The organism is Streptomyces sp. NPDC037083 (genome assembly GCF_055606485.1).
Genome location: NZ_JBVJSQ010000004.1, coordinates 533,473 through 557,519 on the forward strand (window position 1 = coordinate 533,473; position 24,047 = coordinate 557,519).

21 protein-coding genes and 2 tRNA genes are annotated in these 24,047 nt (G+C 73.7%); 10 read left to right on the forward strand and 13 right to left on the reverse strand.

Going from position 1 to position 24,047, the window contains the following annotated elements; all coding sequences use genetic code 11:
* Nucleotides 1-116: 116 nt before the first annotated feature.
* Nucleotides 117-1,064, reverse strand: coding sequence for a DMT family protein (locus tag ACZ7DE_RS14440; protein ID WP_470760925.1), 948 nt, complete (start codon nucleotides 1,062-1,064; stop codon nucleotides 117-119).
* A complete protein-coding gene (locus ACZ7DE_RS14445; protein ID WP_470760927.1) occupies nucleotides 1,061-1,861 on the reverse strand; it encodes a phosphatase PAP2 family protein in 801 nt (266 codons plus the stop codon). Before ACZ7DE_RS14445 ends, ACZ7DE_RS14440 begins: the two co-directional genes overlap by 4 nt.
* 246 nt (nucleotides 1,862-2,107) lie before the next feature.
* On the opposite strand from ACZ7DE_RS14445, the gene ACZ7DE_RS14450 reads away from it, so the two are divergent.
* Complete coding sequence (locus ACZ7DE_RS14450) at nucleotides 2,108-2,734, forward strand: TetR/AcrR family transcriptional regulator (protein ID WP_470760929.1); 627 nt, start codon at nucleotides 2,108-2,110, stop codon at nucleotides 2,732-2,734.
* Between the two features lie 147 nt (nucleotides 2,735-2,881).
* Here the strand turns inward: ACZ7DE_RS14450 and ACZ7DE_RS14455 are convergent, their stop codons facing one another.
* Nucleotides 2,882-3,907 (reverse strand): DUF2510 domain-containing protein, encoded by a 1,026-nt coding sequence (locus ACZ7DE_RS14455; RefSeq protein WP_470760931.1) that lies wholly within the window; start codon nucleotides 3,905-3,907, stop codon nucleotides 2,882-2,884.
* Nucleotides 3,908-4,193: 286 nt separating this feature from the next.
* Here ACZ7DE_RS14455 and ACZ7DE_RS14460 point away from each other — a divergent pair, with 286 nt between their 5' ends.
* Nucleotides 4,194-6,908, forward strand: coding sequence for an ATP-binding protein (locus tag ACZ7DE_RS14460; RefSeq protein ID WP_470760933.1), 2,715 nt, complete (start codon nucleotides 4,194-4,196; stop codon nucleotides 6,906-6,908).
* Between the two features lie 628 nt (nucleotides 6,909-7,536).
* Here the strand turns inward: ACZ7DE_RS14460 and pcaDC are convergent.
* From pcaDC to ACZ7DE_RS14495, 7 genes are read right to left on the reverse strand one after another with little or no spacing between them, the layout of a single operon-like run.
* Nucleotides 7,537-8,661 (reverse strand): bifunctional 3-oxoadipate enol-lactonase/4-carboxymuconolactone decarboxylase PcaDC, encoded by a 1,125-nt coding sequence (gene pcaDC, locus ACZ7DE_RS14465; protein ID WP_470760935.1) that lies wholly within the window; start codon nucleotides 8,659-8,661, stop codon nucleotides 7,537-7,539.
* On the reverse strand, nucleotides 8,658-10,010 hold the full coding sequence (gene pcaB, locus ACZ7DE_RS14470; RefSeq protein ID WP_470760937.1) for a 3-carboxy-cis,cis-muconate cycloisomerase: 1,353 nt from the start codon (nucleotides 10,008-10,010) through the stop codon (nucleotides 8,658-8,660). Before pcaB ends, pcaDC begins: the two co-directional genes overlap by 4 nt.
* Complete coding sequence (gene pcaG / locus ACZ7DE_RS14475; protein ID WP_470760939.1) at nucleotides 10,007-10,612, reverse strand: protocatechuate 3,4-dioxygenase subunit alpha; 606 nt, start codon at nucleotides 10,610-10,612, stop codon at nucleotides 10,007-10,009. Before pcaG ends, pcaB begins: the two co-directional genes overlap by 4 nt.
* 6 nt (nucleotides 10,613-10,618) lie before the next feature.
* Nucleotides 10,619-11,392, reverse strand: coding sequence for a protocatechuate 3,4-dioxygenase subunit beta (gene pcaH / locus ACZ7DE_RS14480; RefSeq protein WP_470760941.1), 774 nt, complete (start codon nucleotides 11,390-11,392; stop codon nucleotides 10,619-10,621).
* A gap of 18 nt (nucleotides 11,393-11,410) precedes the next feature.
* Nucleotides 11,411-12,625, reverse strand: a complete 1,215-nt coding sequence (locus ACZ7DE_RS14485) for a thiolase family protein (protein WP_470760943.1) — start codon at nucleotides 12,623-12,625, stop codon at nucleotides 11,411-11,413.
* Nucleotides 12,622-13,269, reverse strand: a complete 648-nt coding sequence (locus tag ACZ7DE_RS14490) for a CoA transferase subunit B (RefSeq protein WP_470760945.1) — start codon at nucleotides 13,267-13,269, stop codon at nucleotides 12,622-12,624. The genes ACZ7DE_RS14485 and ACZ7DE_RS14490 overlap by 4 nt, the downstream gene beginning before the upstream one ends.
* Entirely contained in the window at nucleotides 13,269-14,024 is a 756-nt protein-coding gene (locus ACZ7DE_RS14495; RefSeq protein ID WP_470760947.1) for a CoA transferase subunit A, read from the reverse strand. The genes ACZ7DE_RS14490 and ACZ7DE_RS14495 overlap by 1 nt, the downstream gene beginning before the upstream one ends.
* 208 nt (nucleotides 14,025-14,232) lie before the next feature.
* On the opposite strand from ACZ7DE_RS14495, the gene ACZ7DE_RS14500 reads away from it, so the two are divergent.
* Nucleotides 14,233-14,697 carry a MarR family winged helix-turn-helix transcriptional regulator gene (locus ACZ7DE_RS14500; protein WP_470760949.1) on the forward strand — a complete coding sequence of 155 codons (465 nt, stop codon included), beginning with the start codon at nucleotides 14,233-14,235 and terminating at the stop codon, nucleotides 14,695-14,697.
* Nucleotides 14,698-14,841: 144 nt separating this feature from the next.
* On the opposite strand, the gene ACZ7DE_RS14505 is transcribed toward ACZ7DE_RS14500, so the two are convergent.
* Nucleotides 14,842-15,852: a DUF3048 domain-containing protein gene (locus tag ACZ7DE_RS14505; RefSeq protein ID WP_470760951.1), complete on the reverse strand. Its 1,011-nt coding sequence runs from the start codon at nucleotides 15,850-15,852 to the stop codon at nucleotides 14,842-14,844.
* 177 nt (nucleotides 15,853-16,029) lie between these two features.
* On the opposite strand from ACZ7DE_RS14505, the gene ACZ7DE_RS14510 reads away from it, so the two are divergent.
* Nucleotides 16,030-17,220 carry a zinc-dependent alcohol dehydrogenase gene (locus ACZ7DE_RS14510; RefSeq protein WP_470760953.1) on the forward strand — a complete coding sequence of 397 codons (1,191 nt, stop codon included), beginning with the start codon at nucleotides 16,030-16,032 and terminating at the stop codon, nucleotides 17,218-17,220.
* Between the two features lie 32 nt (nucleotides 17,221-17,252).
* On the opposite strand, the gene ACZ7DE_RS14515 is transcribed toward ACZ7DE_RS14510, so the two are convergent.
* A complete protein-coding gene (locus ACZ7DE_RS14515) occupies nucleotides 17,253-18,329 on the reverse strand; it encodes an ATP-dependent DNA ligase (RefSeq protein WP_470760955.1) in 1,077 nt (358 codons plus the stop codon).
* A 94-nt stretch (nucleotides 18,330-18,423) separates the two neighbouring features.
* Here ACZ7DE_RS14515 and ligD point away from each other — a divergent pair, with 94 nt between their 5' ends.
* Together ligD and ACZ7DE_RS14525 are read left to right on the forward strand one after the other, a co-directional pair.
* On the forward strand, nucleotides 18,424-19,461 hold the full coding sequence (gene ligD, locus ACZ7DE_RS14520) for a non-homologous end-joining DNA ligase (protein ID WP_470760957.1): 1,038 nt from the start codon (nucleotides 18,424-18,426) through the stop codon (nucleotides 19,459-19,461).
* Between the two features lie 315 nt (nucleotides 19,462-19,776).
* Entirely contained in the window at nucleotides 19,777-20,805 is a 1,029-nt protein-coding gene (locus tag ACZ7DE_RS14525) for a LacI family DNA-binding transcriptional regulator (protein ID WP_470760959.1), read from the forward strand.
* A gap of 49 nt (nucleotides 20,806-20,854) precedes the next feature.
* Here the strand turns inward: ACZ7DE_RS14525 and ACZ7DE_RS14530 are convergent, their stop codons facing one another.
* A complete protein-coding gene (locus ACZ7DE_RS14530) occupies nucleotides 20,855-21,646 on the reverse strand; it encodes a VOC family protein (RefSeq protein ID WP_470760961.1) in 792 nt (263 codons plus the stop codon).
* 251 nt (nucleotides 21,647-21,897) lie between these two features.
* On the opposite strand from ACZ7DE_RS14530, the gene ACZ7DE_RS14535 reads away from it, so the two are divergent.
* From ACZ7DE_RS14535 to ACZ7DE_RS14550, 4 genes are all read left to right on the forward strand, one after another.
* The gene (locus tag ACZ7DE_RS14535) at nucleotides 21,898-22,143 is read left to right on the forward strand and encodes a WhiB family transcriptional regulator (RefSeq protein WP_470760963.1); all 246 of its coding nucleotides are present in this window, start codon (nucleotides 21,898-21,900) and stop codon (nucleotides 22,141-22,143) included.
* 88 nt (nucleotides 22,144-22,231) lie between these two features.
* Nucleotides 22,232-22,303: transfer RNA gene (locus ACZ7DE_RS14540), tRNA-Cys, on the forward strand.
* A 9-nt stretch (nucleotides 22,304-22,312) separates the two neighbouring features.
* Nucleotides 22,313-22,384, forward strand: a tRNA-Glu gene (locus ACZ7DE_RS14545).
* Nucleotides 22,385-22,432: 48 nt separating this feature from the next.
* Nucleotides 22,433-23,794 carry an SDR family oxidoreductase gene (locus ACZ7DE_RS14550; protein WP_470760965.1) on the forward strand — a complete coding sequence of 454 codons (1,362 nt, stop codon included), beginning with the start codon at nucleotides 22,433-22,435 and terminating at the stop codon, nucleotides 23,792-23,794.
* The last annotated feature ends 253 nt before the right edge of the window (nucleotides 23,795-24,047 follow it).

The following is a 24,047-nucleotide window of genomic DNA, read 5'->3' on the forward strand; positions in this document are numbered from 1 at the left end:
TTCTGGGGAAAGCGAGGGAGACGGGAGAAAAGGGAGAAGAGGGGGGGGGGGTGGAGAGTGGGGGGGGGGCTTCCCCCCCCCCTGCAGGGGGTCTCCCCCCCCTCCGCCGCGTGCTCTTACAACGGCGTGAGGTGCCCGGGGCCGGTCGCCGGCCGGGGCAGCAGCGCCGGTTCGGCCGAGGCCGTCTCCGGCCTCAGGGCCAGCACCGCCGCCACCGGATGGTCCTCGTCGTCCACGGCCACGGGGTGCGGTGCGGCCCGCGACAGCAGTACCACGCCCCGTCCCGCGAGCCCCGCCCCCGCCAGGGCGAGGAGCATGCCGGCGGGCCCGCCCTGGAGCCGTTCGCCCAGGAGCGCGAGGCCGATCGCGGCGGCGGCCACCGGGTTGGCCAGGGTCACCATCGCCAGCGGGGCGCCGAGGCCGCCGCGGTAGGCGGTCTGCGACAGCAGCAGTCCGCCCGTCGCGAAGGCGGCGACCAGCAGCGCCACGCCCACGACCTGCACGCTGAGCAGGGGACCCGAACGGTCCGTCGCGGCCACGGTCACCGTCTGGGTGAGCGCCGAGGCGACTCCCGAGGCGAAACCGGACGCGGTCGCGTGCCGCAGCCCGGGCCGGGCGCCGGGCCGGGCCAGCAGCCCGATCAGCGCCGCCGTCGCCCCGGCGACCGCGACGGCCTCCGGCCCGCTCAGGATGTCCTCGGGGGCCGGCCCCGACGCCGTGACCAGGATCGCGGCCAGGCCGGCCAGGGTGAGGGCAGTACCCCGCCACTCGGCGGCGCTGACCGTGCGACCGGCCACCCGCGCGCCCATCGGCACCGCCGCGACCAGGGTGAGCGCGCCGAGCGGCTGCACCACGGTGAGCGGGCCGTACTTCAGGGCGACGACGTGCAGCAGAGCGGCGGAGGCGTTCAGTCCCACCGACCACCACCAGGCCCCGTTGCCGAGCAGCCGCAGCAGGCCGGTGCCGGGGTGCCGGGAGGCCAGCCGCTCCTGGGCGACGGCGGCCGCGGCGTAGGCGACGGCGGAGAACAGGGACAGGACGACGGCGACCAGGGTGGCGTTCATCGGCCCGCTCCGACCAGGACCGGTGGTTCCCCGGCCGGGACGAGGGCGCCCGCACCGCGTCCCGACGCCGTGGCCGAGCGCCGGGGTGCGGGGATCACCGCGAGTGCGAGGCCGAGCAGGGCTCCCGCCACGATCGCGTCGAGCCAGTAGTGGTTCGCCGTGCCCACGATCACGAGCAGGGTCACCAGCGGATGCAACAGCCACAGCGGACGCCACCGCGACCGGGTGGCGACGATCAGCCCGATCGCGACCATCAGGGCCCAGCCGAAGTGCAGCGAGGGCATCGCCGCGAACTGGTTGGACAGATGGTCCGTCCGCGGCGGGCCGTACACCGAGGGCCCGTACACCCGTGCGGTGTCGACCAGCCCCGTCACCGCCTGCATCCGCGGCGGGGCCAGCGGAAACGCCAGGTGCAGCACCAGGGCGGCGGCGGTCACCGCCGCCAGCACCCGGCGCGCCCAGACGTAGTGCGCCGGGCGCCGCAGGTACAGCCAGACCAGGAATGCCAGCGTGGCGGGGAAGTGCACGGTCGCGTAGTAGGTGTTCGCGACCTCGACCAGACCGTCGCCGTGCAGCAGCAGGGACTGCACCGAACCCTCGTCGGGCAGCCGCAGCCACCGTTCGAGGCGCCACACGTCGTCGGCGTTGCGAAAGGCTTCGCCGGTGTGGCCCGAGGCCAGCTGCCGGCCGAACTTGTAGACGAGGAAGAGCCCTGCGACAAGCAGGAGCTCGCGGACTACGGGCGGCCGCGCCGGTGTGGCCGGCTCCGCTTCTACAGGCTCGGTGCGGGCATTCATCCCCCGGCCCCTTCGCTGACGGTGGTGCGTGTGAGGTGGTGCGACGCGCTCGCGATGAGTGCATGCACCATCGATACGATGTCGTACCGATACGCCAGTGTACCGATACGGCCGCGTACCGGTACACTGTCGTATCGATTGATGTGCGCCACACTGGTCACGAACACGGCGCAGGCGCTGGAGACGGGTCCCGCGTGGGGCCCGGCGCACAAGCCGCAGCGGAAACGAAGGAGAGGGGAAGAGAAGATGACGTCGCAGGCCGCGGACGGACCCGAGTCGGTCGCCGCCACGCGCCGCTCCAAGATCACGCCCGAGCGTGAGCAGGAGTTCTTCGACGCCGTCCTCGACCAGGTCCGTGAGTGCGGCTACGAAGCCGTCACCATGGAGGGCATCGCCGCCAGCACCCGCTGCAGCAAGTCCACCCTCTACCGGCAGTGGAAGACCAAGCCCCAGTTCGTGGTGGCCGCCCTGCGCTCGCGCCGCCGGGCCCGGCTCGCCGGCATCGACACCGGCTCGCTCGCCGAGGACCTGCGCGAGGCGGCGCGGGCCACCGGCCGCTGGTCGACCAACGACACCAAGCTGATGCAGGCGCTCGGCCATGCCGTCACCGGCGACGAGGAACTCGCGAAGGCGCTGCGGGAGGCGCTCATCGACCCCGAGATCGCCGCGCTGCGGGAGATCCTGCGGCGCGGGGTCGAGCGCGGTGAGGTCCGTCGCGACCATCCGGCGCTCGAGTACGTCCCGGCGCAGATGTTCGGTGTGATCAGGGCCCGTCCCGTCGTCGACGGGCAGTACGCCGACCAGGAGTACCTGCTGCGCTTCGTGGAGGCCGCCGTGCTGCCGGCGCTCGGTCTCACCCGGCCGCCGACCTGACTCAGGCCGCCGTCCACGGGATGACCGGACGGCGACCTGTCTCGCGCCGCACCGTGGGGACGGGGGCGGCGCGCACCCCCCGGCCGGGTGGGGTTCCCCTTGAGCGGAGGGGCGCCCCACCCGGCCGCCCGTGTTCCCGGGCCCGGCTCAGACGTCCTGTCCGCTGCCGCCGCCCGTCGACACCTTGATGCCCTTCGTGATCGTGTCGATCACGGACACGCTCTGGTCGGCGTCGATGCCGAAGCGCAGCACCACCAGTCGCTTGGTGTCCGCGGGGGCCGGGAACGCCAGCGACTCGACGTAGCCGTCCGCGCCCTTGCTCGTGACCGCCTTCCAGCGCACCAGATAGCCCTTCTGCCCGGCCACCGTCACCGCCTTCGAGGCGAGCACCTGGTGCGAGGTGATCGCACCGTAGGTCGTGCCGCCGTAGGAGTCCTCGGCGTTGGCCGCGATGTCCGCCTTCGCCACCTCCTCGGCGGTGTCGCCCTTGGTCTTCAGGAGTTCGGCGGGCGCCGAGTACATGCCCCCCTTGGTGCACGTCTTGGAGGTGTCGCCGGGGCATTTGTAGGAGGAGTCGGAGGATATCTGCGCGCCCGCGTTCATCTGCTGGCCGGTCCAGCCGTCCGGGATGGGGATGCTGATCCCGTTGAGCGCGTCGGTCACCGAACCGCTCCTGATCTTCGGCGGCCCGGACTCGCCGGGCGAGGGCGAGGCGCCGTCCGGACCGCCGGACCCGCCGGACCCGCCCGAGCCGCCGAACGGGTCGTCCTTGCCGCCGCTGCCGCCGTCCTGTCCGCCCGCCCCGCCGGGCCCGCCCGGCCCCTGGGCCGTGCCGCCGCCGCCCGAGCCGCCGTCCTGCGCCAGGGCGTACACGCCGAACCCGATGCTGGTCAGGACCGCGACGGCCGCCGCCACGGCTATGCCCGTGCGCAGTCCGCGCCGCCCGCCCGGGCCCGGCGGCGCCGCGGGATATCCGGCGTACCCGGGATGCCCCGGATACGCCGGATACGCACCGGCGGCCGGGGTCTGCGCCGGCGGACCCCATACGGCGGCCGAGCCCGCGGGGCGGGTCTGGTCCGTCCATGCCTTGCCGTCCCACCAGCGCTCGGCGGCGGGACCGTCATTCGTCTGCCCCGGGTCGGGATACCACCCGGGAGGAGTCACCTGCGTCATACCCCCACCGTATGAGGCGTCGGTGAAAGCCGGATGAGAGGGCGGGCGTCGCGTCCGGATCCGGTCGAGGGGGCCCGCCGCCCGTATGGCGTGAATTCGACGTCAATTACGTGCGTGTCACTCGCTGTTGACGCCATGGGGGCACTTCCGCAGGCCCGCCGAGGCATGTCGGGCCCCGCGCGTCACCCGTCGAGGCGGGACCTGCCCGGACCACCCACCACACAGGCCTGCGGAGGGCTACGCTCGACGTCTGTACGTCGTTCGGGCGACTTGGGGAGGTAGCGGGATGACGGAGGTCAGGCCGGCGGCGGCCGCCTCGGCTTCCCTGTGGGAGCGCGACGAGGAACTCGCCGCCATCGCACAGGCGGTGGAGACGCTGTGCGCCGACCGGTCCTCCTCGGGTCACCTGCTGGTGCTCCGGGGCGAGGCGGGATTCGGCAAGACCGCGTTGCTGGCCGAGACGCGTCGCATAGCCGAGACCCGTGGCTGCATGGTGTGGTCGGCCCGCGGCGGCGAGACGCTGCGGTCCGTCCCCTTCAACGTGGTACGGCAGTTGCTGCAGCCCGCGCTGCTGTCCCTGCACCCGGAGGAGGCCCGCGAGTACCTCGGCGACTGGTACGACATCGCCGGCCCCGCCCTCGGCATCGCCGAGCCCGGCGAGGGCCACGCCGACCCGCAGGGCGTGTGCGACGGACTCGTCGCCGCCGTGACCCGGCTGGCCCGCCGGGACTACCCGCTCGTCCTGCTGATCGACGACGCGCACTGGGTCGACCAGGAGAGCCTGCGCTGGCTCGCCGCGTTCGTCGAACGCCTCGACGAGCTCTGCGTCCTGGTCGTCGTGGCCCGCAGGCCCGGCGAGATGAAGGGCGACGCCGCCCGCCTCCTCGACGTCGTCGGCGAGGCCGCCGGCCGCGCCGTCACCAGCCTCAGCGCCCTGACCCCGGCCGCGGTCGCCGGACTCACCCGCGCCACCCTCGGCGCGCACGCCGACGCCGCGTTCTGCCGCGAGGTCTGGGCGGTCACCGACGGCAACCCCTACGAGACCGTCGAACTCCTCGCCAAGGTCCGCGACAGGGAACTCGCGCCCAGCGAGTCCTCCGCCACCGAACTGCGTCCCCTCAACCGCGCGGCCCGCGGCGGCGGACTCGTCGACCGCCTGGAGAAACTGGGCGTCGACGCCACCAAGTTCGCCATGGCGGCCGCGATCCTCGGCGCCGACATCTCCGTCACCCAGGCGGCCCGGCTCGCCGGCCTCGGCCGCGACGAAGCGGTGCGCTGCGCCGAACTGCTGCGCAACGCCCGCATCCTCACCGACCCCGACCCCGGCGCCGTCCCCGCGGACGACGGCGACCTGGAGTTCGTCCACCCGCTCATCGCCACCGCCGTCTACGACTCCATCCCCGGCGGTCTGCGCACCGCGATGCACGGCATCGCCGCCCAGGTCGTCACCGACGCCGGCAAGGGGCTCGCGGCCGCCTCCCGGCATCTGCTCCAGGTGCACGCCGAGGGCGACGAGGAACTCGTCGAGCAGCTGCGCGAAGCCGCCCGCGAACACCTGGCCGTCGGCGCCCCCGACGCGGCCCGCCGCTGCCTGGAACGGGCCCTGCGGGAACCGCCCGTGCCCGACGTCCACGCGCACGTGCTCTACGAACTGGGCTGCGCCACCCTCCTGACCGCGCCCGCCAGGACCATCGACCACCTGCGCACGGCACTGTCCCTGCCGGGCCTCGACGGCGACGAGCGCGTCGACGCCGTCTTCCGCCTCTCCCAGGCACTGCTGCACAACGACCAGCTGGAGGAGGCCGTCCACACGGTCGAGGCGGAGGCCGCCCGGCTCGCCCCGGGACGCGCGCGGCTGCGGCTGCAGGCCGTGCAGTTCATGTGGGAGGGCGTGCACGCCGGCGAGCCGCTCTCGTCGCACGGCTCGGAGAAGCTCGCCTCGCTCGTCGCCGGCTGCACCGGCCGGGACAACGCGGAGCGCGCCCTGCTCATCCTGCGCGGCTTCGACGCCATGACCCACGGCGAGAACGCCGAGGAGGTCGTCGAGTTCTGCGACCGCGCCCTGGTCAACGGCCGTCTCGCCCCCGGGCTCGGCTGGACCGACCAGGAGTGGGGCATCGAACTGCTGATGATGCTGGCCAGCTCCTACGCCTACACCGACCGGCTCGACCGCGCCGACGCCCTCTTCAACGAGGCCCTGCGCTCCTATGTCTCCGCCGGCTGGAGCGGCGGACACCTCGCCCTGGCCCACGCCTACCTCGGACTGGGCCTGCGCCGCCGGGGCCGTCTGAAGGAGGCGGAGGAGTCGCTCAGGGAGTCCCTGCGGCTCGCCGAACGCGTCGGCCGCGGCCTGCCCCTGTACTGGTCGGCGACCTGCAACCTCGTCGACACGCTGCTGGTCCGCGGCCATGTCGCCGAGGCCTGGGAGGTCGCCGAGCAGTACGGCTTCGCCCCGCCCTACCCCTCGACGATCGTGCTGCCCGACCCCCGCACGGTGCGGGGACGGCTGCTGCTGGCCGTCGGCCGCTTCAAGGAGGGCGTCAACGAACTGGAGAAGGCCGAGAAGGCGGCCGCCGTACGCGGCCATCTCAACCCGGTGATGGTCCCCTGGGCCGTCGAGCTCGCCCGGGCCCTGGCCGTCGAGGATCCGGCCCGTGCGGCCCGGCTCGCCACCGAGGCGCGCCGCCAGGCCGAGCGGTTCGGCACCGACACCGCGATCGGGGAGGCCCTGCGCTGCGCCGCCGCCCTGGAGACCGGGCAGCGCGCGGTCCGGCTCGCCCAGCAGGCCGTCACCTATCTGGAGTCCTCGCCCTGCCAGTTCGAACACGCGGCCGCCCGCATCGAGTACGGCATCCTCTCCCGCTCGGTGTCCGAACTCGGCCGGGGCCTGACGCTGGCGCGTTCCTGCGGCGCGGACGGGCTGGCGGACAAGGCGCAGCAGGCGCTGCAGGGCCTGGGCGCGCCCCAGGTCGGCCTGGTGCCCGGGCAGACCCGCAGGTAACGCCCGGCGCCGACGGCGCGCGCTCCGGCGGCGTGGAGCGGTTCCCTCAATCGGCCCCCGGTGAGCCGTGCGGCCGAACGGCCCGCCCCCGGCAGGAGCGGACGTCGGCCGTGCGGCCGGGGCGGGGGTGTGCCGTCGCTTCCGCAATCGAATCGGACGTGGTGATGGCGGGAGCCCCGCCGGTGAAGGTCTCGCCGGGGCGGCCGGGGGGCTTGTGGTGACCGGGCCGGTGGTCTTGCCCGGTGCCCGCAGTACTACCCGGTCGAGACCAACGAGTTCCACGTGGCCCCGGGGGGTTCGCGGCGACCGGGCCGGCGGTCTCGCCCGGGCTGCCGAGGGGCTTCACGGCGACCGAGCCGGTGGTCCTACCCTGGGCGGCCCCCGTTGCTCGCGGTGACCCGGCCGGTGGTCTCGTCGTCGGCCACTCCGAAACGGGTTCCGCTCGCGCACCCGCGGGGGAGTACGTCGCCTCGTGCGTGCGCGCCGGTGCCGTCGGCATAGCGGCGCTTCCGGGCAGCCCGTCCCCCGACGCCTGGTGACCGGCCTGCCGGGAGCGCCGTCGGGGCCGTGAGGCCGTTGCGCCGACCCGCCGTGTGCGTCCCGGCCGTGGTCGTGCGGCCGGACTCCCTCAGTCGCTCCGGTTCTCCTCCGCCAGCACCCGCTGGGCCGTGGCGAACGCGGAGTTGGCGGCCGGTACGCCGCAGTAGACGGCCGTCTGGAGCAGGACGGCGCCGATCTCCTCCGGAGTCAGCCCGTTGCGCCGGGCCGCCCGGACGTGCATGGCCAACTCGTCGTAGTGGCCGCGCGCCACCAGCGCGGTCAGCGTGATCATGCTGCGTTCGCGGCGGCTGAGCGTCGGGTCGGTCCAGATCTCGCCCCAGGCGTAGCGGGAGATGAAGTCCTGGTAGCGCGCGGTGAACGCGTCCTGACGGGCCTGGGCCCGGTCCACGTGCGCGTCGCCCAGCACCTCGCGCCTGACCTCCATGCCCCGCCGCGCCACGCCGTCGAGATGGGCCCGCAGCAGGGTCAGCACGGCCTCGGGGCACTCGGCGGGCGCGAGATGCGAGGCCCCCGGGAGTTCGACCAGCGTGGCGCCCGGAACCTCGTCCGCGATCTCCCGCAGGTGCGCCGGCGGCGTCGCCGGATCCTGCCGTCCGGCGATCAACAGGGTCCGTACGCCGACCTCCGCCAGTCGCTCGCGCAGGTCGAACGCGGCCAGCGCGTCACAGCAGGCGGCGTACGCCCCCGGGTCGGCGTCACGATGGTCGGCGATCAGCCGCGGCACGGTGAACCCGGGCGTGAACCAGCGGGAGTCCGCGCTCTCGGCGAGTCCCGCCAGCCCTTCGCGACGCACCAGCGCGGCCCGCTCCTCCCACGGCTTCGACCCGTTGAAGTGGGCGGACGAGCAGATCATGGCCAGCGACGACACCCGCTGCGGGTGGTGCAGCGCCAGATGCAGCCCCACCGCGCCGCCCAGGGACACGCCCGCGTAGGCGAACCGCTCCAGGCCGAGGGAGTCGGCCAGCGCCAGCACCAGGCCGGCCAGGTCACCGACGGTGGCGCCGGGACCGATCAGGTCGGCGGCCGAGCCTCCGTGCCCCGGCAGGTCCCAGCGGACCACCCGGTGCGTGATGGACAGTTCGGGCGCGACCTTGTCCCACAGGGCGTACGAGGTGCCCAGCGAGGGGCCGAGCAGCAGCGGGGGCGCCGAAGCCGGCCCCTCGGTACGGTGGTTGAGCAGCTTCTCGGTCAACGTCGCTCCAGCGCACGGTCGGTGAGGGCTCCGGCGGAGCCGGTGTAGCGGGCGGGGTCGGTGAGTTCGCCCAGGTCGACGGTCTGCAGAAGGTCCTTCAGAGCGTCGCTCGCGTCAGCTTCCCCGGCGAGGAGCACGGCCAGTGGACGGTCCTCGGCATAGGCGCGCCGGGCCAGCGCCGTGAGCAGTTCCCTGGCCCGGCCCCGGCCGAGCAGGGCCGACAGTTCGGCGGACAGCCGCTCGGAGACGATCAGCCCGTGGGTGAGGCCGAGGTTCGAACGCATCGCGTCCGCGTTCACCCGCAGCCCCTCGGCCAGTTCCGCCGCGTCCCGGGCGGCCCCGCCGACCAGCCGCAGCAGATCCCTGAGCGGCTCCCACTCGGCGTGCCAGGCCCCGGCCGGCCGCTCGTCCTCCGCCGCCAGGGAGCCGTACAGCGTGGCCGCGAGCTGCGGGGCACGCCGCGCGGCCGCCGCGATCAGCGTCGAGCGCACCGGGTTCGCCTTGTGCGGCATGGCGGAGGAGCCGCCCCCGCTGCCCTCCGCCACCTCGGCGATCTCGGTGCGGGCGAGGGTGAGGACGTCCGCCGCGACCTTGCCCAGCGCCCCCGCGGTGAAGGCCAGACACGCGGCGAGGTCGGCGACGGGCGTGCGCAGCGTGTGCCAGGGCAACAGCGGTGCCGCCAGCCCGAGTTCACGGGCGTATGCGGCGGGCAGCGCGGTCGCGTCGGTGGCGCCGTAGGAGGCGAAGGCCGCCAACGTTCCGGCGGCGCCGCCGAGTTGGGCGGGCAGCGAGGCGCGTACCGCCGTCACCCGGTCCCGCGCGTCCAGCACCAGCGACCGCCAGCCGGCCGCCTTCAGGCCGAACGTCGTCGGCACGGCGTGCTGGGTGAGGGTCCGTCCGGGCATCGGCGTGTCCCGGTGTTCGGCGGCGAGCCGGGCCAGCGCCAGCTGGGTGCGGTCGAGGTCGGCCAGCACGGGGACGAGGGTCCGTGCCGCGACCAGCATGGTCGCCGTGTCCATGATGTCCTGGCTGGTCGCGCCCCGGTGGACGTACGGCCCGAACTCGGCGTCGACCGCCTCGGTGAGATCGGCGACCAGCGGGATCACCGGGTTTCCGCCGCCGCGGGCGCGTTCGGCGAGGGACCGCACGTCGAAGTCGCCGCAGGCGGCCGCGGTGACGGCCGCCCCGGCTCCCTCGGGTGCCTGCCCCAGCGCCTCCTGGGCGCGGGTCAACGCGGCCTCCGCGTCCAGCAGAGCCCGCAGGTACGCGCGGTCGCCGGTCGCTTCGGCGGCGGGGGAGCCGGTCCACCCCGGGGAGAGCAGACCGGACTCGGGCTGAGCAGCTGTCACTGGAACTCCAGGAAGACCGTCTCGCCTTCGCCCTGAAGGCGGATGTCGAAACGGTAGGTCCCCGACCGGTCGCGGGTCGCGATCAGCGTGTCGCGCCGCGCGGGGTCCACCCGCTGCAGCAGCGGGTCGGCGGCGAGCGCCGCGTCGTCGCCGGGCAGGTAGATCCGGGTGAACAGGTGCACGAGCAGTCCGCGGGCGAACACGCAGACGCTCAGGTACGGGGCGCTGTGCCCGCGCGCGCCGGGCCGCAGCGTCCGCGCGGACCAGTGCCCGTTCGCGTCGGTCTGGATCCGCCCCCAGCCGGTGAACTCCACGCCGTTGCGGCCCAGGAAGCCGCCGGACGCCGCGTCGCGCCGCATCGAGCCGTCGACCTGCGGCAGGTTGCCCTCGGGGTCCGCGCCCCACAGCTCCAGGAACGCGTCCGGCAGCGGGTTGCCCTCGCCGTCGTACACGTACCCCTGCAGGGCGATCGTGTCCGGGTGTCCGAGCGGGGCGATGTCGCCGCCGCCGGGGAACGGCAGGGCGTGGCCGTAGAAGGGGCCGACCGTGTGCGACGGGGTGGGCAGGACGGTCTCCGGACGGCTGGTGTCGATCTTCGTCATGGCTGCTCAGCGTCCTTCTTCGATCCAGGTGGCCTGCGGCCCGTCGAGCACGATGTCCCAGTGGTAGCCCATGGAGAACTCGGGCACGGACAGGCTGTGGTCGTAGGTCGCGACCAGCCGCTGCCGGGCCGCGTCGTCCGTGACCGACTGGATGATCGGGTCGTACGGGAACAGCGGGTCGCTCGGGAAGTACATCTGGGTCACGAGCCGCTGGGTGAACGCCGTGCCGAACAGCGAGAAGTGGATGTGGGCGGGCCGCCAGGCGTTGAGGTGCTGGCGCCACGGGTAGGGGCCCGGCTGGACGGTGGTGAACCGGTAGAAGCCGCTGTCGTCGGTCAGCGTGCGGCCGACGCCGGTGAAGTTCGGGTCCAGGGGCGCGTCGTGCTGCTCGCGCTGGTGGGCGTAGCGGCCGGCCGAGTTGGCCTGCCAGATCTCGACCAGCTGACCGCGGAGGGGACGCCCGCCGCGGTCCAGCAGCCGGCCGGAGACGGTGATCCGTTCGCCGATCGGCTCGCCGTTGTGCTGCCGGGTGAGGTCGTTGTCGGTCTCGGTGACGTCCCGTTCGCCGAAGGCGGGGGAGGACAGCTCCACCAGCTCGGGGTCCTGGGCGACGTCGATGGCGATCGGCGGCTGCTTCGGGTGGCGCAGGACGGAGGAGCGGTACGGCGCGTAGTCGCGGCGAGGCTGGTGCTCGACGGGTGCGCCGTCGGCGAGCCGCTTGTCGTAGGCGGCGCGTTCGGCCGCGATCTCCTGGTCGATGTCGGCTTGCGTGAGAGTCATGGGGTGTTCCCGGGTTTCCTATCGTTCGAGGACGAGGGCGAGGCCCTGGCCCACGCCGATGCAGAGGGTGGCGACCCCGACGCCGCCGCCCCGGCGGGCGAGCTGGTGGGCGACGGTTCCGGCGAGACGGGCGCCGGAGGCGCCGAGCGGGTGGCCGAGGGCGATCGCGCCGCCCTGCGGGTTGAGGACCGCCGGGTCGAACTCGGGCCATTCGGCGACGCAGCCCAGCACCTGCGCGGCGAAGGCCTCGTTGAGTTCGAGCACCGACAGGTCGTCGAAGCCCCTGTCCGCCTTGGCGAGTGCGCGGTTGACGGCCTCGACCGGGGCGAGCCCGAAGTAGTGCGGGTCGATCGCGGACACCCCGGTCGCGGACACCCGGGCGAGCGGCTCGCGGCCGCTCGCCCGCAGTCCCTCCTCGTCCACGAGCAGCAGGGCCGCGGCTCCGTCGTTCAGCGGCGACGCGTTGCCCGCCGTCACCGTGCCGTCCTGCGTCCGGAAGGACGGCACGAGCTTCGCCATCGCCTCCGGCGAGGCGTCCGGCCGGACGCATTCGTCCGCGTCGAAGACGACCGGGTCGCCCTTGCGGCGCGGCACCGACACGGGCGCGAGCTCGGCGTCGAACAGGCCCGCCCGCTGGGCGGCGGCGGCCTTGCGGTGGCTGTTCAGCGCGAACTCGTCCTGCTGGGCACGGCTGATCCTGTGCTTGTCGGCGATGAGCTCGGCCGACTCGCCCAGCGGAACGGTCCACTGCGGATCCATCCGCGGGTTGACCATCCGCCAGCCCAGCGTGGTCGAGTACAGCTCCGCGTGCCCGGCGGGGAAGGCCCGGTCCGACTTCGGCAGCACGTACGGCGCGCGGGTCATCGACTCCACGCCGCCCGCGACGGCGATGGAGGCGTCGCCCACCGCGATGGCGCGGGCGGCCTGGATCACCGCCTCCAGGCCGGAGGCGCACAGCCGGTTGACGGTGACGCCCGGCACGGAGGTGGGCAGGCCCGCGAGCAGCGCGCCCATGCGGCCGACGTTGCGGTTCTCCTCGCCGGCGCCGTTGGCGTTGCCGAAGTAGACGTCCTCGATCCGCTCGGCGTCCAACGCAGGCGTGCGGGCGAGGAGTTCGCGGATGGCGTGCGCGGCGAGGTCGTCCGGGCGCACGGAGGCCAGAGCGCCGTTGTACCGGCCGATCGGGGTACGGACGGCGTCGACGACGTAGACGGTCCTGAGGCCGCCGCTCATGACTGGACCTCCTCGGCGACACGCACCTTCGCGGCGGTCTTCGCCACGATCTCCTCGACGGTGACGCCGGGCGCGGTCTCCACCAGCACCAGGCCCTCCTCGGTGACGTCGAGGACGCCGAGGTCGGTGATGATCCGGTTCACGCAGCGCTTCCCGGTCAGCGGCAGCGCGCAGTCGGCCAGGATCTTGGGGCTGCCGTCCTTGGCGGTGTGCGTCATGACGACGATGACCGTACGGGCCCCGTGCACCAGGTCCATCGCCCCGCCGATGCCGGTGATCATCTTGCCGGGGACGGCCCAGTTCGCCAGGTCGCCGTGCTCGGAGACCTGCATCGCGCCGAGGACGGCGACGTCGATGTGACCGCCGCGGATCATGCCGAAGGACAGCGCCGAGTCGAAGAAGGACGCCCCCGGCAGGACCGTGACGGTCTCCTTGCCGGCGTTGATCAGATCCGGGTCGACGGCGTCCTCGGTGGGGTAGGGGCCGGTGCCCAGGATGCCGTTCTCGCTCTCCAGCACCACCTCGACGTCGGCCGGGAGGTAGTTGGGGATGAGCGTCGGCAGTCCGATGCCGAGGTTGACGTACTGGCCGTCCGCGAGCTCGCGCGCGGCCCGGGCGGCCATCTCCTCACGTGTCCAGGCCATCAGCTGCTCACCGTCCGCTGCTCGATCTTCTTGTCGCGGGCCTGCTCCGGGGTCAGCGCGACCACGCGCTGCACGAAGATGCCCGGCAGGTGCACCGCGTCCGGGTCGATGTCGCCGGGCTCCACGAGTTCCTCGACCTCGGCGATCGTGATGCGTCCGGCCATCGCGGACAGGGGGTTGAAGTTGCGGGAGGACTTGTTGAAGACCAGGTTGCCGTGCCGGTCGCCCTTCGCGGCCCGGACCAGCGCGAAGTCGGTGCGGATGCCGTGCTCCAGCACGTACTCGGTGCCGTCGAACTCCCGGACCTCCTTCGGCGGCGAGGCCAGCGCGACGCCGCCCGAACCGTCGTAGCGCCACGGCAGTCCGCCCTCGGCGACCTGTGTGCCCACGCCGGCGGGGGTGTAGAAGGCGGGGATGCCGGCGCCGCCGGCCCGCAGCCGCTCGGCCAGTGTGCCCTGCGGGATCAGCTCGACCTCGAGCTCCCCGGCGAGGTACTGGCGGGCGAACTCCTTGTTCGCGCCGATGTAGGAGCCGGTCACGCGGGCGATCCGCCCGGCGGCGAGCAGGACCGCGAGGCCCGACTCCATCGCCCCGCAGTTGTTGGAGACGACCGACAGGCCCGTGACGCCGCGCTCGTACAGGGCCTCGATGAGGACGCCCGGTACGCCGCTCAGCCCGAAACCGCCCACTGCCAGCGACGCGCCGTCCAGCACGTCGGCCACCGCCTCCAGGGCTGTGGCGACCACCTTGTCCATCCGTGAAGCCCCATCTCTTGCGTGCGACCCGGCCCAGTTAATCAGGGCACTGAGTATTTCCCCGAGATGGCCAACACGCTGCCACTGGCGGGCAGCCCAGTCAAGACCCCAGGCGGGAGCCGTGGCGCACGTCGACTGGACCCATGACGCGATCGGGAGCCAGGCGGTATCGTTCAGTGCACCGACGAAATCCAGCTGAGGAGCGCACATGGCCGCGGTGGATCTCACCAGCCACCCCGGGCACCTGGCCCGGCGGCTGCAGCAGGCGCACTACCTGCTGTGGAACACGATGGTCTCCGAGGAGATCACCTCGCCGCAGTTCGCGGTCCTCAACGCGCTCGTGGCCGAGCCGGGCCTCGACCAGCGCACGGTGGGGGAGCGGGTGGGGCTCGACCGCTCCACCGTCGCCGAGGTGATCAGCCGGCTCACCCGGCGCGGGTTGCTCGACAAGGTCCGAGACCCGCAGGACGGACGCCGCTTCCTCCTGCGGCTCACCGAGGACGGGCTGCGCACCCACCGCAAGCTGACCGTGCGCACGGCCCGGATGAACCAGGTCTTCCTCTCGCCGCTCTCGGCCGCGGAACAGACCGTGTTCCTCGAACTCATCCAGCGTGTCTCGGACGCGGCCGAGGGGCTGCGCAACCCGGCGGAACCCCTCGTCGCCCAGGACTGAACCTTCCGCTGACCGGTGCCGCCAGCCCGTGGGCCGGTGCCGACCGCCCGTGGCCCGGTGCCGCCCGGGCTGTGGGTCGATGCTGACCGGTGGTGGGCCGGGCCGGTACTGGCCGGTGGTGGGCCGGTGCCGGCTGGGCGACGGTCACGGCGCCTGCGCGAACACCACCCAGACCTGCCCCTCGGCGAACGCGACCGGTTCGCCGTCGAAGGTGGTGAACTCCGTGCCGTCCTGGGCCGTCGCCCGCTTCCAGTTGACGTCGTGCACCCGACCGTCGCGCAGCACCTCCGCCCTCCCCGAGCCCACCGTCTCGGTGTAGGGCGTGTTGTTGCCGAGGAAGTCGTGGAAGCGCGAGGCGCGCACCCGGACGTACTGCACGACCACCGTGGCCGGGGCCACCCGCCGGCCGCCGGTCGTCACGGTGGGTGTGCCGTCCGTCGAGACCAGCCAGCGGGCCAGGTCCCCGGACCAGGTGAAGGTGAACCGGGCCGCCGGGTAGCGCACGGTGTGCGAGGCCTCGACCCTGCCGCCGGAGGGCGCCGGACCGTGGCGGAAGCCATCGGTCAGCGCGGCCGCGCCCGGCGCCGCCGGCAGCAGACGGCTCGGCCGCACGTACAGGTTGTGCGGGGCGGCCCGGTCGGCGCCCCGGAAGTAGGCGCCCGACTTCTCCCCCGGCGTCACGGCGTCCAGCGGCGCCCGGTCGATCAGCGGCAGCAGCTTGCCCTGCGCCCCGGAGAACGCCAGCACCGGCCGCTCGAACTGGCGCAGCAGCTCCAGGTCGGACTCGCGGGCGCTGCGCACCGGACCGACGGCTTCGGGCAGCCTGGTCGCGTACACCGCCATCAGGCGGCTCAGCCCGCCCTCGACCTGCTCGACGTAGACGACGTCCGCCGAGTCGAGGCCGGTCTGCGGCCGGGCGGCGGGCGCGTTGTCGATCTTCACGGCGAGCAGCGGGCCGGCGACCGCGCCGGTGCCGCTCGGAGAAGGGCTCTGCGACGCGCTCCGTCCGTCGTCGGGCGACTCGCGCGAGGTGCAGCCCGCGGCGAGGGAGACCGCCAGGGCGGCGGCCAGTGCCGCCACCGCCGACGCCCATGGGGCCGGGCGCGGGGCGCGCGCCGCGCGCGCCCCGCGTCTCGAACGACTCGTGTCCGTCATGACGATCCCCGTTCCGTGTCTTGATTGTGCGCTCGTCCGTTCGAGAGTGGCCAGCCGTGGCCGTGGCCGGGGTCCCCGGAGGTTCGGGGCCGGACGCCCGGGTACCCGGGCCGCAGTCAGGCCCGGGACCCCCGGACCCGCCGGGGAAGGACCGGACGGCGGAGGGAGCGCGGCACGATGAAGGCAGTGACCTGGCAGGGCAAGCGGGACGTGCGGGTGGAGACCGTGCCCGACCCGACGATCCAGGAACCGACGGACGCCGTCATCCGCATCACGTCCAGCGGACTGTGCGGCTCCGACCTGCACCTGTACGAGGTGCTCACCCCGTTCATGACCCCGGGCGACATCCTCGGTCACGAGCCCATGGGCATCGTCGAGGAGGTCGGCGCCGCGGTCCCCGACCTCAAGGCCGGCGACCGGGTCGTGGTGCCCTTCCAGATCGCCTGCGGCAACTGCTGGATGTGCCTGAACGCGCTGCCCACCCAGTGCGAGACCACGCAGGTCACCGGCGAGGGGATGGGCGCCGCCCTGTTCGGCTACACCCGCCTGTACGGTGCGGTGCCCGGCGCGCAGGCCGAGTACCTTCGGGTGCCGCAGGCCCAGTTCGGCCCCATCAAGGTGCCCGAGGGCCCGCCCGACGACCGTTTCGTCTACCTCTCCGACGTCCTGCCCACCGCCTGGCAGGCGGTCGCCTACGCCGACGTCCCCGAGGGCGGCAGCGTCGCGGTGCTCGGTCTCGGCCCCATCGGCGACATGGCCTGCCGGATCGCCCAGGTGCGCGGCGCGGGCCGGGTCTTCGGCGTGGACCTCGTGGGCGACCGGCTGCGCCGGGCCCGCGCGCGGGGCGTGGAGACGTACGACCTCAGGAGCTTCGACAGCGAGAAGGAGCTCGTCGCCGCGATCCGCGACGAGACCGACGGCCGCGGCCCCGACGCCGTGATCGACGCCGTCGGCACCGAGGCGCACGGCAGCGCCACCGCCCGCATGATCCAGAACGCGTCGGCGCTGCTGCCGAGGAAGCTGAGCGGCCCGCTCGCGGAACGCTTCAGCGTCGACCGGCTCGCCGCCCTGCACACCGCCATCGAGCTGGTGCGCCGCGGCGGCACCCTCTCCCTGGTCGGCGTCTACGGCGGCATGGCCGACCCGCTGCCGATGCTCACCATGTTCGACAAGCAGCTCCAGATCCGCATGGGGCAGGCCAACGTGCGTCGCTGGAGCGACGAGATCCTGCCCTACCTCACCGACGAGGACCCGCTCGGCGTCGACGACTTCGCCACCCACCGCCTGCCGCTCACGGACGCCCCGCACGCCTACGAGATGTTCCAGCGCAAGCAGGACGGCGCGGTCAAGGTCCTCATGACGCCGTGAGAGACCCCGGCGGCGCCGTGGGCCGGGCCGGTTCAGCTCTCGGGCGGCGCCCCCAGGATCTCCGCCAGGTCGTAGCGCACCGGCTCCTCCAGCTGCGCGTACGTGCAGCTGAGCGGGGTGCGGTCCGGACGCCAGCGGCGGAAGCGGGCCGTGTGCCGGAAACGCGCCCCGTTCTCCATGTGGTCGTACGCCACCTCGGCGACGCGCTCGGGCCGCAGCGGCACCCAGGACAGGTCCTTCTTGCCCGACCAGCGGCTCGGCGCCCCCGGCAGCCGGGCCCTCTCATGGGCGGCCTCCTCGGACCAGGCCGCCCACGGATGTCCGGCCGCGTCCGCCATCCGCAGCGGTTCCAGCTCCTCGACCAGCTCCGCGCGCCGCTTCATGGCGAACGCGGCGGACACCCCGACGTGCTGCAGGACGCCCCGGTCGTCGTACAGGCCCAGCAGCAGTGAGCCGACCACCGGTCCGCTCTTGTGGAAGCGGTAACCGGCCACGACGACGTCCGCGGTGCGCTCGTGCTTGACCTTGAACATGGCGCGCTCGTCCTGGAGGTAGCGCAGGGTGAGCGGCTTGGCGATCACACCGTCCAGGCCCGCGCCCTCGTACTCCTCGAACCACTGCCGGGCCACCTCGACGTCGGTCGTCGCCGGTGCCACGTGCACGGGCGCCGTCACCCCGGCGAGCGCCGCGGTCAGCAGCTCCCGCCGGTCGCTCAGCGGCACGTTCAGCAGCGACTCGTCGGACAGCGCCAGAAGGTCGAAGGCCACGAACGAGGCCGGGGTCCGCTCGGCGAGCGTGCGCACCCGGGAGGCCGCCGGATGGATCCGCTCGGTGAGGGCGTCGAAGTCGAGCCGCCCCTCCCGGGCGATCACGATCTCGCCGTCCAGTACGCACCGCTCGGGCACCCGTTCCCGCAACGCCTCCACCAGTTCGGGGAAATACCTGGTCAGCGGCTTTCCGGTGCGGCTGCCCAGCTCGACCTCGTCCCCGTCGCGGAACACGATCGCCCGAAAGCCGTCCCACTTCGCCTCGTACTGCATGCCCGGCGGAATCGCCGTCACCGACTTGGCGAGCATCGGCTTCACGGGCGGCATCACCGGGAGATCCATGCTCCGATTCTGCGCGAGGTTCGCACCGATCGCCCGGCATGCCATTCCCTGTGTGCTGATGCGAGCTTTCAGCGGTATGTCTACCGTGGCTCGCATGGGCGATGCGGTGGAACTGGAAGTGGCCGGCCGGACGGTACGGCTGTCCAGCCCGGACAAGGTCTTCTTCCCGGAGCGCGGCTTCACCAAGCTGGACCTCGCGCGCTACTACCAGGCGGTCGCCCCCGGCATCCTGCGCGCCCTGCGCGACCGCCCCACCACCCTGGAGCGCTACCCCGACGGAGTGACCGGCGAGTCCTTCTTCCAGAAACGGGCGCCGAAGAACATGCCCGACTGGATCCCGACCGCCCACATCACGTTCCCCAGCGGACGCAGCGCCGACGAGATGTGCCCCACGGAGGAGGCGGCCGTCCTGTGGGCCGCCCAGTACGGCACCCTCACCTTCCACCCCTGGCCGGTGCGCCGCACCGACGTCGACCGGCCCGACGAACTGCGCATCGACCTCGACCCGCAGCCCGGCACCGACTTCGACGACGCCGTCCGCGCCGCCCACGAACTGCGCGCCGTCCTCGAGGAGTTCGGCGGTCTGCGCGGCTGGCCGAAGACCTCCGGCGGCCGTGGCCTGCACGTCTTCGTACCGATCGAACCCCGCTGGACCTTCACCCAGGTCAGGCGCGCCGCCATCGCGGTCGGCCGGGAGATGGAGCGCCGGATGCCGCAGAAGGTGACGATCAAGTGGTGGAAGGAGGAGCGCGGAGAGCGCATCTTCCTCGACTACAACCAGACCGCCCGCGACCGCACCATCGCCTCCGCCTACTCCGTGCGCCCCCGACCGCACGCACCCGTCTCGGCGCCGCTGCGCTGGGAGGAGGTCGGCGACGCACAGCCCCGCGACTTCGACATCGCGTCCATGCCGGCCCGCTACGCCGAACTCGGCGACGTGCACGCCGACATGGACGACCACGCCTTCTCCCTGGAGGCGCTTCTCGAACTCGCCCGCCGCGACGAGCACGAGCACGGGCTGGGCGATCTGCCGTATCCGCCGGAGTACCCGAAGATGCCCGGGGAGCCCAAGCGGGTGCAGCCGAGCCGGGCACGGCACGAGAACGCCCCGGGCGGCCCCGAGGCGCCCTAGACCGCCCCAAGCCCGGGTGTGCGCGGCCAGGAGGTCGGCGAGCCGGGGCCCTTCGGGCCGTCATGCCGTGAGCCCTGACGGGGCGTCCGCCCGCGCAGGCCTGTCCTCGGGCGGCCCGGAGGCGCCCTGGAACGACAGCGGGCCCGGGTGTGCGCGGCCAGGAGGTCGGCGGCCCGTCAGCCTTTCGGGCCGTCATGCCGTGACCCCTCCCGGGGCGTCCGCCCGCGCAGGCCTGTTCCCGGCGGCGAGAGCGCTCTCACCGCGCGCGTGCGCCGGGGCTATCCTGATCCGCAGCCGGCCAGGAGGTGCCCCGAAGTGACGGAGACAGCGTCGCGACCCACGCTGGAGGCCGTGGCCGCCCGGGCCGGGGTCTCCCGGGCGACCGTGTCGCGGGTCGTCAACGGCGGCGACGGCGTACGGGAGCCGCTCGTCGCACGGGTCCGGCGGGCCGTGGAGGAGCTCGGGTACGTTCCCAACCAGGCCGCGCGCAGCCTCGTCACCAAGCGGCAAGACGCCGTCGCCGTCGTCATCGCCGAACCGGAGACCCGGGTCTTCGCCGACCCCTTCTTCGCCCTTCAGCTGCGCGGCATCAGCAAGGAACTCACGGCCCACGACAACCAGTTGGTGCTGCTGCTCACCGAGGGCCGCGAGGACCACGCCCGCGTCGCCCGGTACCTCGCCGGCGGTCATGTCGACGGGGCGCTGGTGTTCTCGCTGCACCTCGACGACCCGCTGCCCGGCCTGATCCAGGGCGCCGGCGTGCCGACCGTGTTCGGCGGGCGGCCCGGCTGGAGCGACGGCACCCGGGACGTGGTCTACGTCGACAGCGACAACCGCGGCGGGGCCCGCGAGGCCGTGCGCCTCCTGACCGGTCTCGGCCGCACCCGTGTCGCCCACATCAGCGGCCCCCTCGACCAGACCTCGGCGGCGGACCGACTCGACGGCTACCGGGAGGTCGTCGGCGACACCGAGCCGCGGCTCGTCGTCGAGAGCGACTTCACCCCCGGCGGCGGCGAACGGGCCATGCGCGAACTCCTCGACCGCAGCCCCGACGTCGACGCGGTGTTCGCCGCCAACGACCTCACCGCTTCGGGCGTCCTGCGCGTCCTGCGCGAACGCGGACGGCGGGTGCCCGAGGACGTCGCCGTGGTCGGCTTCGACGACATGCTGGCCGTCGCCGAACAGACCGACCCACCGCTGACGACGGTCCGTCAGGACATCGAGGAGATGGGCCGGATCATGGCCCGCCTCCTGCTGCGCCGCCTCGACCCGCACACCGCCGACGAGGAACCCGCCGGCGGCGTGGTGCTGCCGACCACCTTGGTGCGCCGGGCCTCGGCCTGAGCCGGCGGGCGCTGCACCCAGGGCCGTCGCGGGGCCCTCACGCGACGCCTCACGGCTCCCGGGGCACGCTTCTGATCACCGCGAACCTGGCCCCGTAGGGATCGGCGAGCTTGGCGATGCGGCCGACGCCCTCGACGTCCGTGGCGGGCATCCGCACCGTGCCGCCCAGATCCTCGGCCCCGGCGGCCACCGCGTCCACGTCGGTGACCTCGAAGTACGGCAGCCAGTACGGCCCCGACGCGGCTTCCGTGGGATCGTCGGCCAGCGGGACGATCCCGCCGAACATCGCGTCCTCCCCGCCGCCGGCCGGGTTGACGCAGGTGTACGTGCCGCCGGGGAAGGGGACCGCGGAGGTCTCCAGGCCCAGCGTCGCGTGGTAGAAGGCGGCCGCCGCGGCGATGTCCGGCGTGTACAGCTCGACCCAGCACAGCGATCCGGGCTCGTTCGCCACGTCCACGCCCTTGGTCTGCGCCGGCTGCCACAGACCGAACGGCACGCCCGCCTGGTCGGCGAGGATCGCCATCGTGCCCTGGCCCATCACGTCCATCGGCGCGAGGAACACCCTGCCGTGCGCCTGCTCCGCGGCCTTCGCCGTGGCCTGCGCGTCCCCCGTCCGGAAGTACACCGTCCACGACGGCGGGCCCTGCTCGGGCGTGGTCTGCATGCCGCCCGCGACGATCTTCCCGTCCAACTCGAAGAAGCCGTAACCGCCGGCGTCCGGCCCCGCCGACCGGAACCGCCAGCCGAAGAGCGTGCCGTAGAACGAGGTGGCGCCGTCGATGTCGGAGGTGCCGACGTCGATCCAGTTCGGAGCGCCGTTGACGAAACGGGTCGTGAGCATCATCGCCCTCCTCGAAGGGGTCCCGTCCTGTGCACTGCCGAGTCTTGCACCGACCACTGACAACCGCTGCCGGAGCGCGCCCACGGGCCCGAGCGTCCGCCCGGCCGCCGTCGGGCCGGGCGCGCCGTCCCGCGCGCCGCCGTGCGCCGCAGGGGTGCCAGGGCCATCCTCGGGAGGGGCCGAGGCCCTGCGGGGCCCGTGTATATCCGGCGTTGATCGAACGTTTTGCGCCGCCGGGCACCATCCTGGCCATGTACACCGACACGATTGCCACACCGGATCTCACCTGGCAGCGGGAGGCGCTCTGCGCGCAGACCGGCGCGGACTTCTTCTTTCCCGAGCCCGGCAGCTCGGTGCGGGAGGCCAAGCGCATCTGCGGCATGTGCGAGATGCGCTCCGCCTGCCTGGACTACGCGCTGGCCCACGACGAGCGGTTCGGCGTCTGGGGCGGCCTGTCCGAGAAGGAGCGTCTGCAGATCAGACGCACGGCCCACTGAGCCGTACGGCGGCACGTCACGGACGCGCGTGCGTCCCGGAATTCGAACGACCGCGTCGCGGGGGTGCGGTTAGGATCCGGGGGCGTGTTCGGACGTAGCGCAGAGGCAGGCGCACGCCCTGCACAGGCGGATCACGCCGGTTCGAATCCGGCCGTCCGGGCGCGTGCGCGGTCCCGTGGAGCAGAGGCAGACTCGCCACCTTCTCAGGGTGGATACGCCGGTTCGAATCCGGTCGGGACCACGGCACGGAGCACAGGGGCCGGCGGGCGCGGGGCTGGGACGGGGACGGATGGGCGAGCAGTACACGGGGGCGGACGACCTGCCCGTCACCGAGGCCGAGCTGGCCGCCTTCCACGACGTCGTGGGCAGGTTGCGGGCGCTGCCGGTCGACGATCCCGTACGGCTGCGCGCCGAACAGGTCGCCGCCTCCTTCGCACGCGACGGACGCCTGCGGCGGCGCAAGGCCCGAGGCGCCGAGGTGTCGGCCGCCGACGCGGCCGCGATGGCCGCGACGGCCACCGGCGCCCTGGACCGGCGCGAGGACGCGCCGCTGGCGGACCCCGGCACGGGCGGCGTCTTCCGCCGGCCGCGCACCTGCTACGTCTGCAAGTCGCCCTATCGGGACGTCGACACCTTCTACCACCGTCTCTGCCCCGACTGCGCCGCCGACAACGCCGCCCGCCGCGCCCTGAGCACCGACCTGACAGGGCGCCGTGTCCTGCTCACCGGCGGCCGGGTGAAGATCGGCTTCCAACTCGCGCTGATGATGCTGCGGGACGGCGCCGAACTCGTGGTCACCTCGCGCTTCCCGCACGACGCCGTCCGCCGCTTCGGCGCCGAGCCGGGCAGCGAGCGGTGGCTGCACCGCCTCACGGTCCTCGCCGTCGACCTGCGCGACCCCCGCCAGGTGCTGGGCCTGTGCGAGGAACTGCGCCAGGAGGGCGAGCCGTTCGACATCCTCGTCAACAACGCGGCGCAGACCGTGCGCCGCCCGCCCGAGTCGTACGCCCTGCTGGCCGCCGGCGAGCAGGACGCGCTGCCCGAGGGCGCTCGCCGGGCGCCCGGCTTCACCCCGATGCGGATGCTGCAAGGGCTCGGCGGCACGGTGTCGGCGCTCCCGGCCGCGCTGCGCGAGGCCGACGAGGCCGGGCTGCTGCCCGATCCCTCCCCGGAGAACTCCTGGTCGGCCCGTCTCGGCGCGCTCGACCCGGCCGAGGTCCTGGAGACCCAACTGGTCAACGCCCTCGCCCCCGCGCTGCTGTGCGACCGGCTGCTGCCGCTGCTGCTGGCCTCCCCGCACCCGCGCCGTTACGTGGTCAACGTGACCGCCGTGGAAGGCCGGTTCGCGGTGCGCAACAAGATGCCCGGGCATCCGCACACCAACATGGCCAAGGCGGCCCTCAACATGCTCACCCGCACCAGCGCCGCCGCGCTCGCCGAACAGGGCGTGCACATGTGCGCCGTCGACACGGGCTGGATCACCGACGAGAACCCCGCGCCCAAGAAGGCCCGCATGGCCGGCGCGGGCTTCCGCACCCCGCTGGACATCGTGGACGGCGCCGCACGCGTGTACGACCCGATCGTGCGCGGTGAGGCAGGGCACCCGGTCTCGGGGGTGTTCCTCAAGGACTACCGGGAGGCGGAGTGGTGAGCGACGCCGCCGCGACCCGCCGCAGGCCGCACCGACGCGCCCCGATCCGAACCGGTCCCGCCGGACCGACGGGCTGGGCCGGGTTCACCGCGCCGCCGCCCGACGTGGCGACCGCGCGCCGCGCACGCCCGTCGCGGGGCGCGCCCGCCTCGTCGGCCGATCCGGCTCAGGTGTGGCACTGAGCCCGCCGGTGCGTGCCGGGTTCGCCGCCGTGACGTCCGAAGGGGCGGCCGTGTGCCGCGTCCACCGCGCG

Coding starts and splice junctions, on each gene's coding strand:
- ACZ7DE_RS14455 (WP_470760931.1), bottom strand. CDS start 3,907: ATGACGCAGGTGACTCCTCCCGGGTGGTATCCCGACCCGGGGCAGACG.
- ACZ7DE_RS14530 (WP_470760961.1), bottom strand. CDS start 21,646: ATGCTCACGACCCGTTTCGTCAACGGCGCTCCGAACTGGATCGACGTC.
- ACZ7DE_RS14440 (WP_470760925.1), bottom strand. CDS start 1,064: ATGAACGCCACCCTGGTCGCCGTCGTCCTGTCCCTGTTCTCCGCCGTC.
- ACZ7DE_RS14490 (WP_470760945.1), bottom strand. CDS start 13,269: ATGGCCTGGACACGTGAGGAGATGGCCGCCCGGGCCGCGCGCGAGCTC.
- ACZ7DE_RS14445 (WP_470760927.1), bottom strand. CDS start 1,861: ATGAATGCCCGCACCGAGCCTGTAGAAGCGGAGCCGGCCACACCGGCG.
- ACZ7DE_RS14550 (WP_470760965.1), top strand. CDS start 22,433: ATGGGCGAGCAGTACACGGGGGCGGACGACCTGCCCGTCACCGAGGCC.
- ACZ7DE_RS14505 (WP_470760951.1), bottom strand. CDS start 15,852: ATGACGGACACGAGTCGTTCGAGACGCGGGGCGCGCGCGGCGCGCGCC.
- ACZ7DE_RS14500 (WP_470760949.1), top strand. CDS start 14,233: ATGGCCGCGGTGGATCTCACCAGCCACCCCGGGCACCTGGCCCGGCGG.
- ACZ7DE_RS14495 (WP_470760947.1), bottom strand. CDS start 14,024: ATGGACAAGGTGGTCGCCACAGCCCTGGAGGCGGTGGCCGACGTGCTG.
- ACZ7DE_RS14460 (WP_470760933.1), top strand. CDS start 4,194: ATGACGGAGGTCAGGCCGGCGGCGGCCGCCTCGGCTTCCCTGTGGGAG.
- ACZ7DE_RS14535 (WP_470760963.1), top strand. CDS start 21,898: ATGTACACCGACACGATTGCCACACCGGATCTCACCTGGCAGCGGGAG.
- ligD (WP_470760957.1), top strand. CDS start 18,424: ATGGGCGATGCGGTGGAACTGGAAGTGGCCGGCCGGACGGTACGGCTG.
- pcaG (WP_470760939.1), bottom strand. CDS start 10,612: ATGACGAAGATCGACACCAGCCGTCCGGAGACCGTCCTGCCCACCCCG.
- pcaH (WP_470760941.1), bottom strand. CDS start 11,392: ATGACTCTCACGCAAGCCGACATCGACCAGGAGATCGCGGCCGAACGC.
- ACZ7DE_RS14485 (WP_470760943.1), bottom strand. CDS start 12,625: ATGAGCGGCGGCCTCAGGACCGTCTACGTCGTCGACGCCGTCCGTACC.
- ACZ7DE_RS14450 (WP_470760929.1), top strand. CDS start 2,108: ATGACGTCGCAGGCCGCGGACGGACCCGAGTCGGTCGCCGCCACGCGC.
- ACZ7DE_RS14510 (WP_470760953.1), top strand. CDS start 16,030: ATGAAGGCAGTGACCTGGCAGGGCAAGCGGGACGTGCGGGTGGAGACC.
- ACZ7DE_RS14515 (WP_470760955.1), bottom strand. CDS start 18,329: ATGGATCTCCCGGTGATGCCGCCCGTGAAGCCGATGCTCGCCAAGTCG.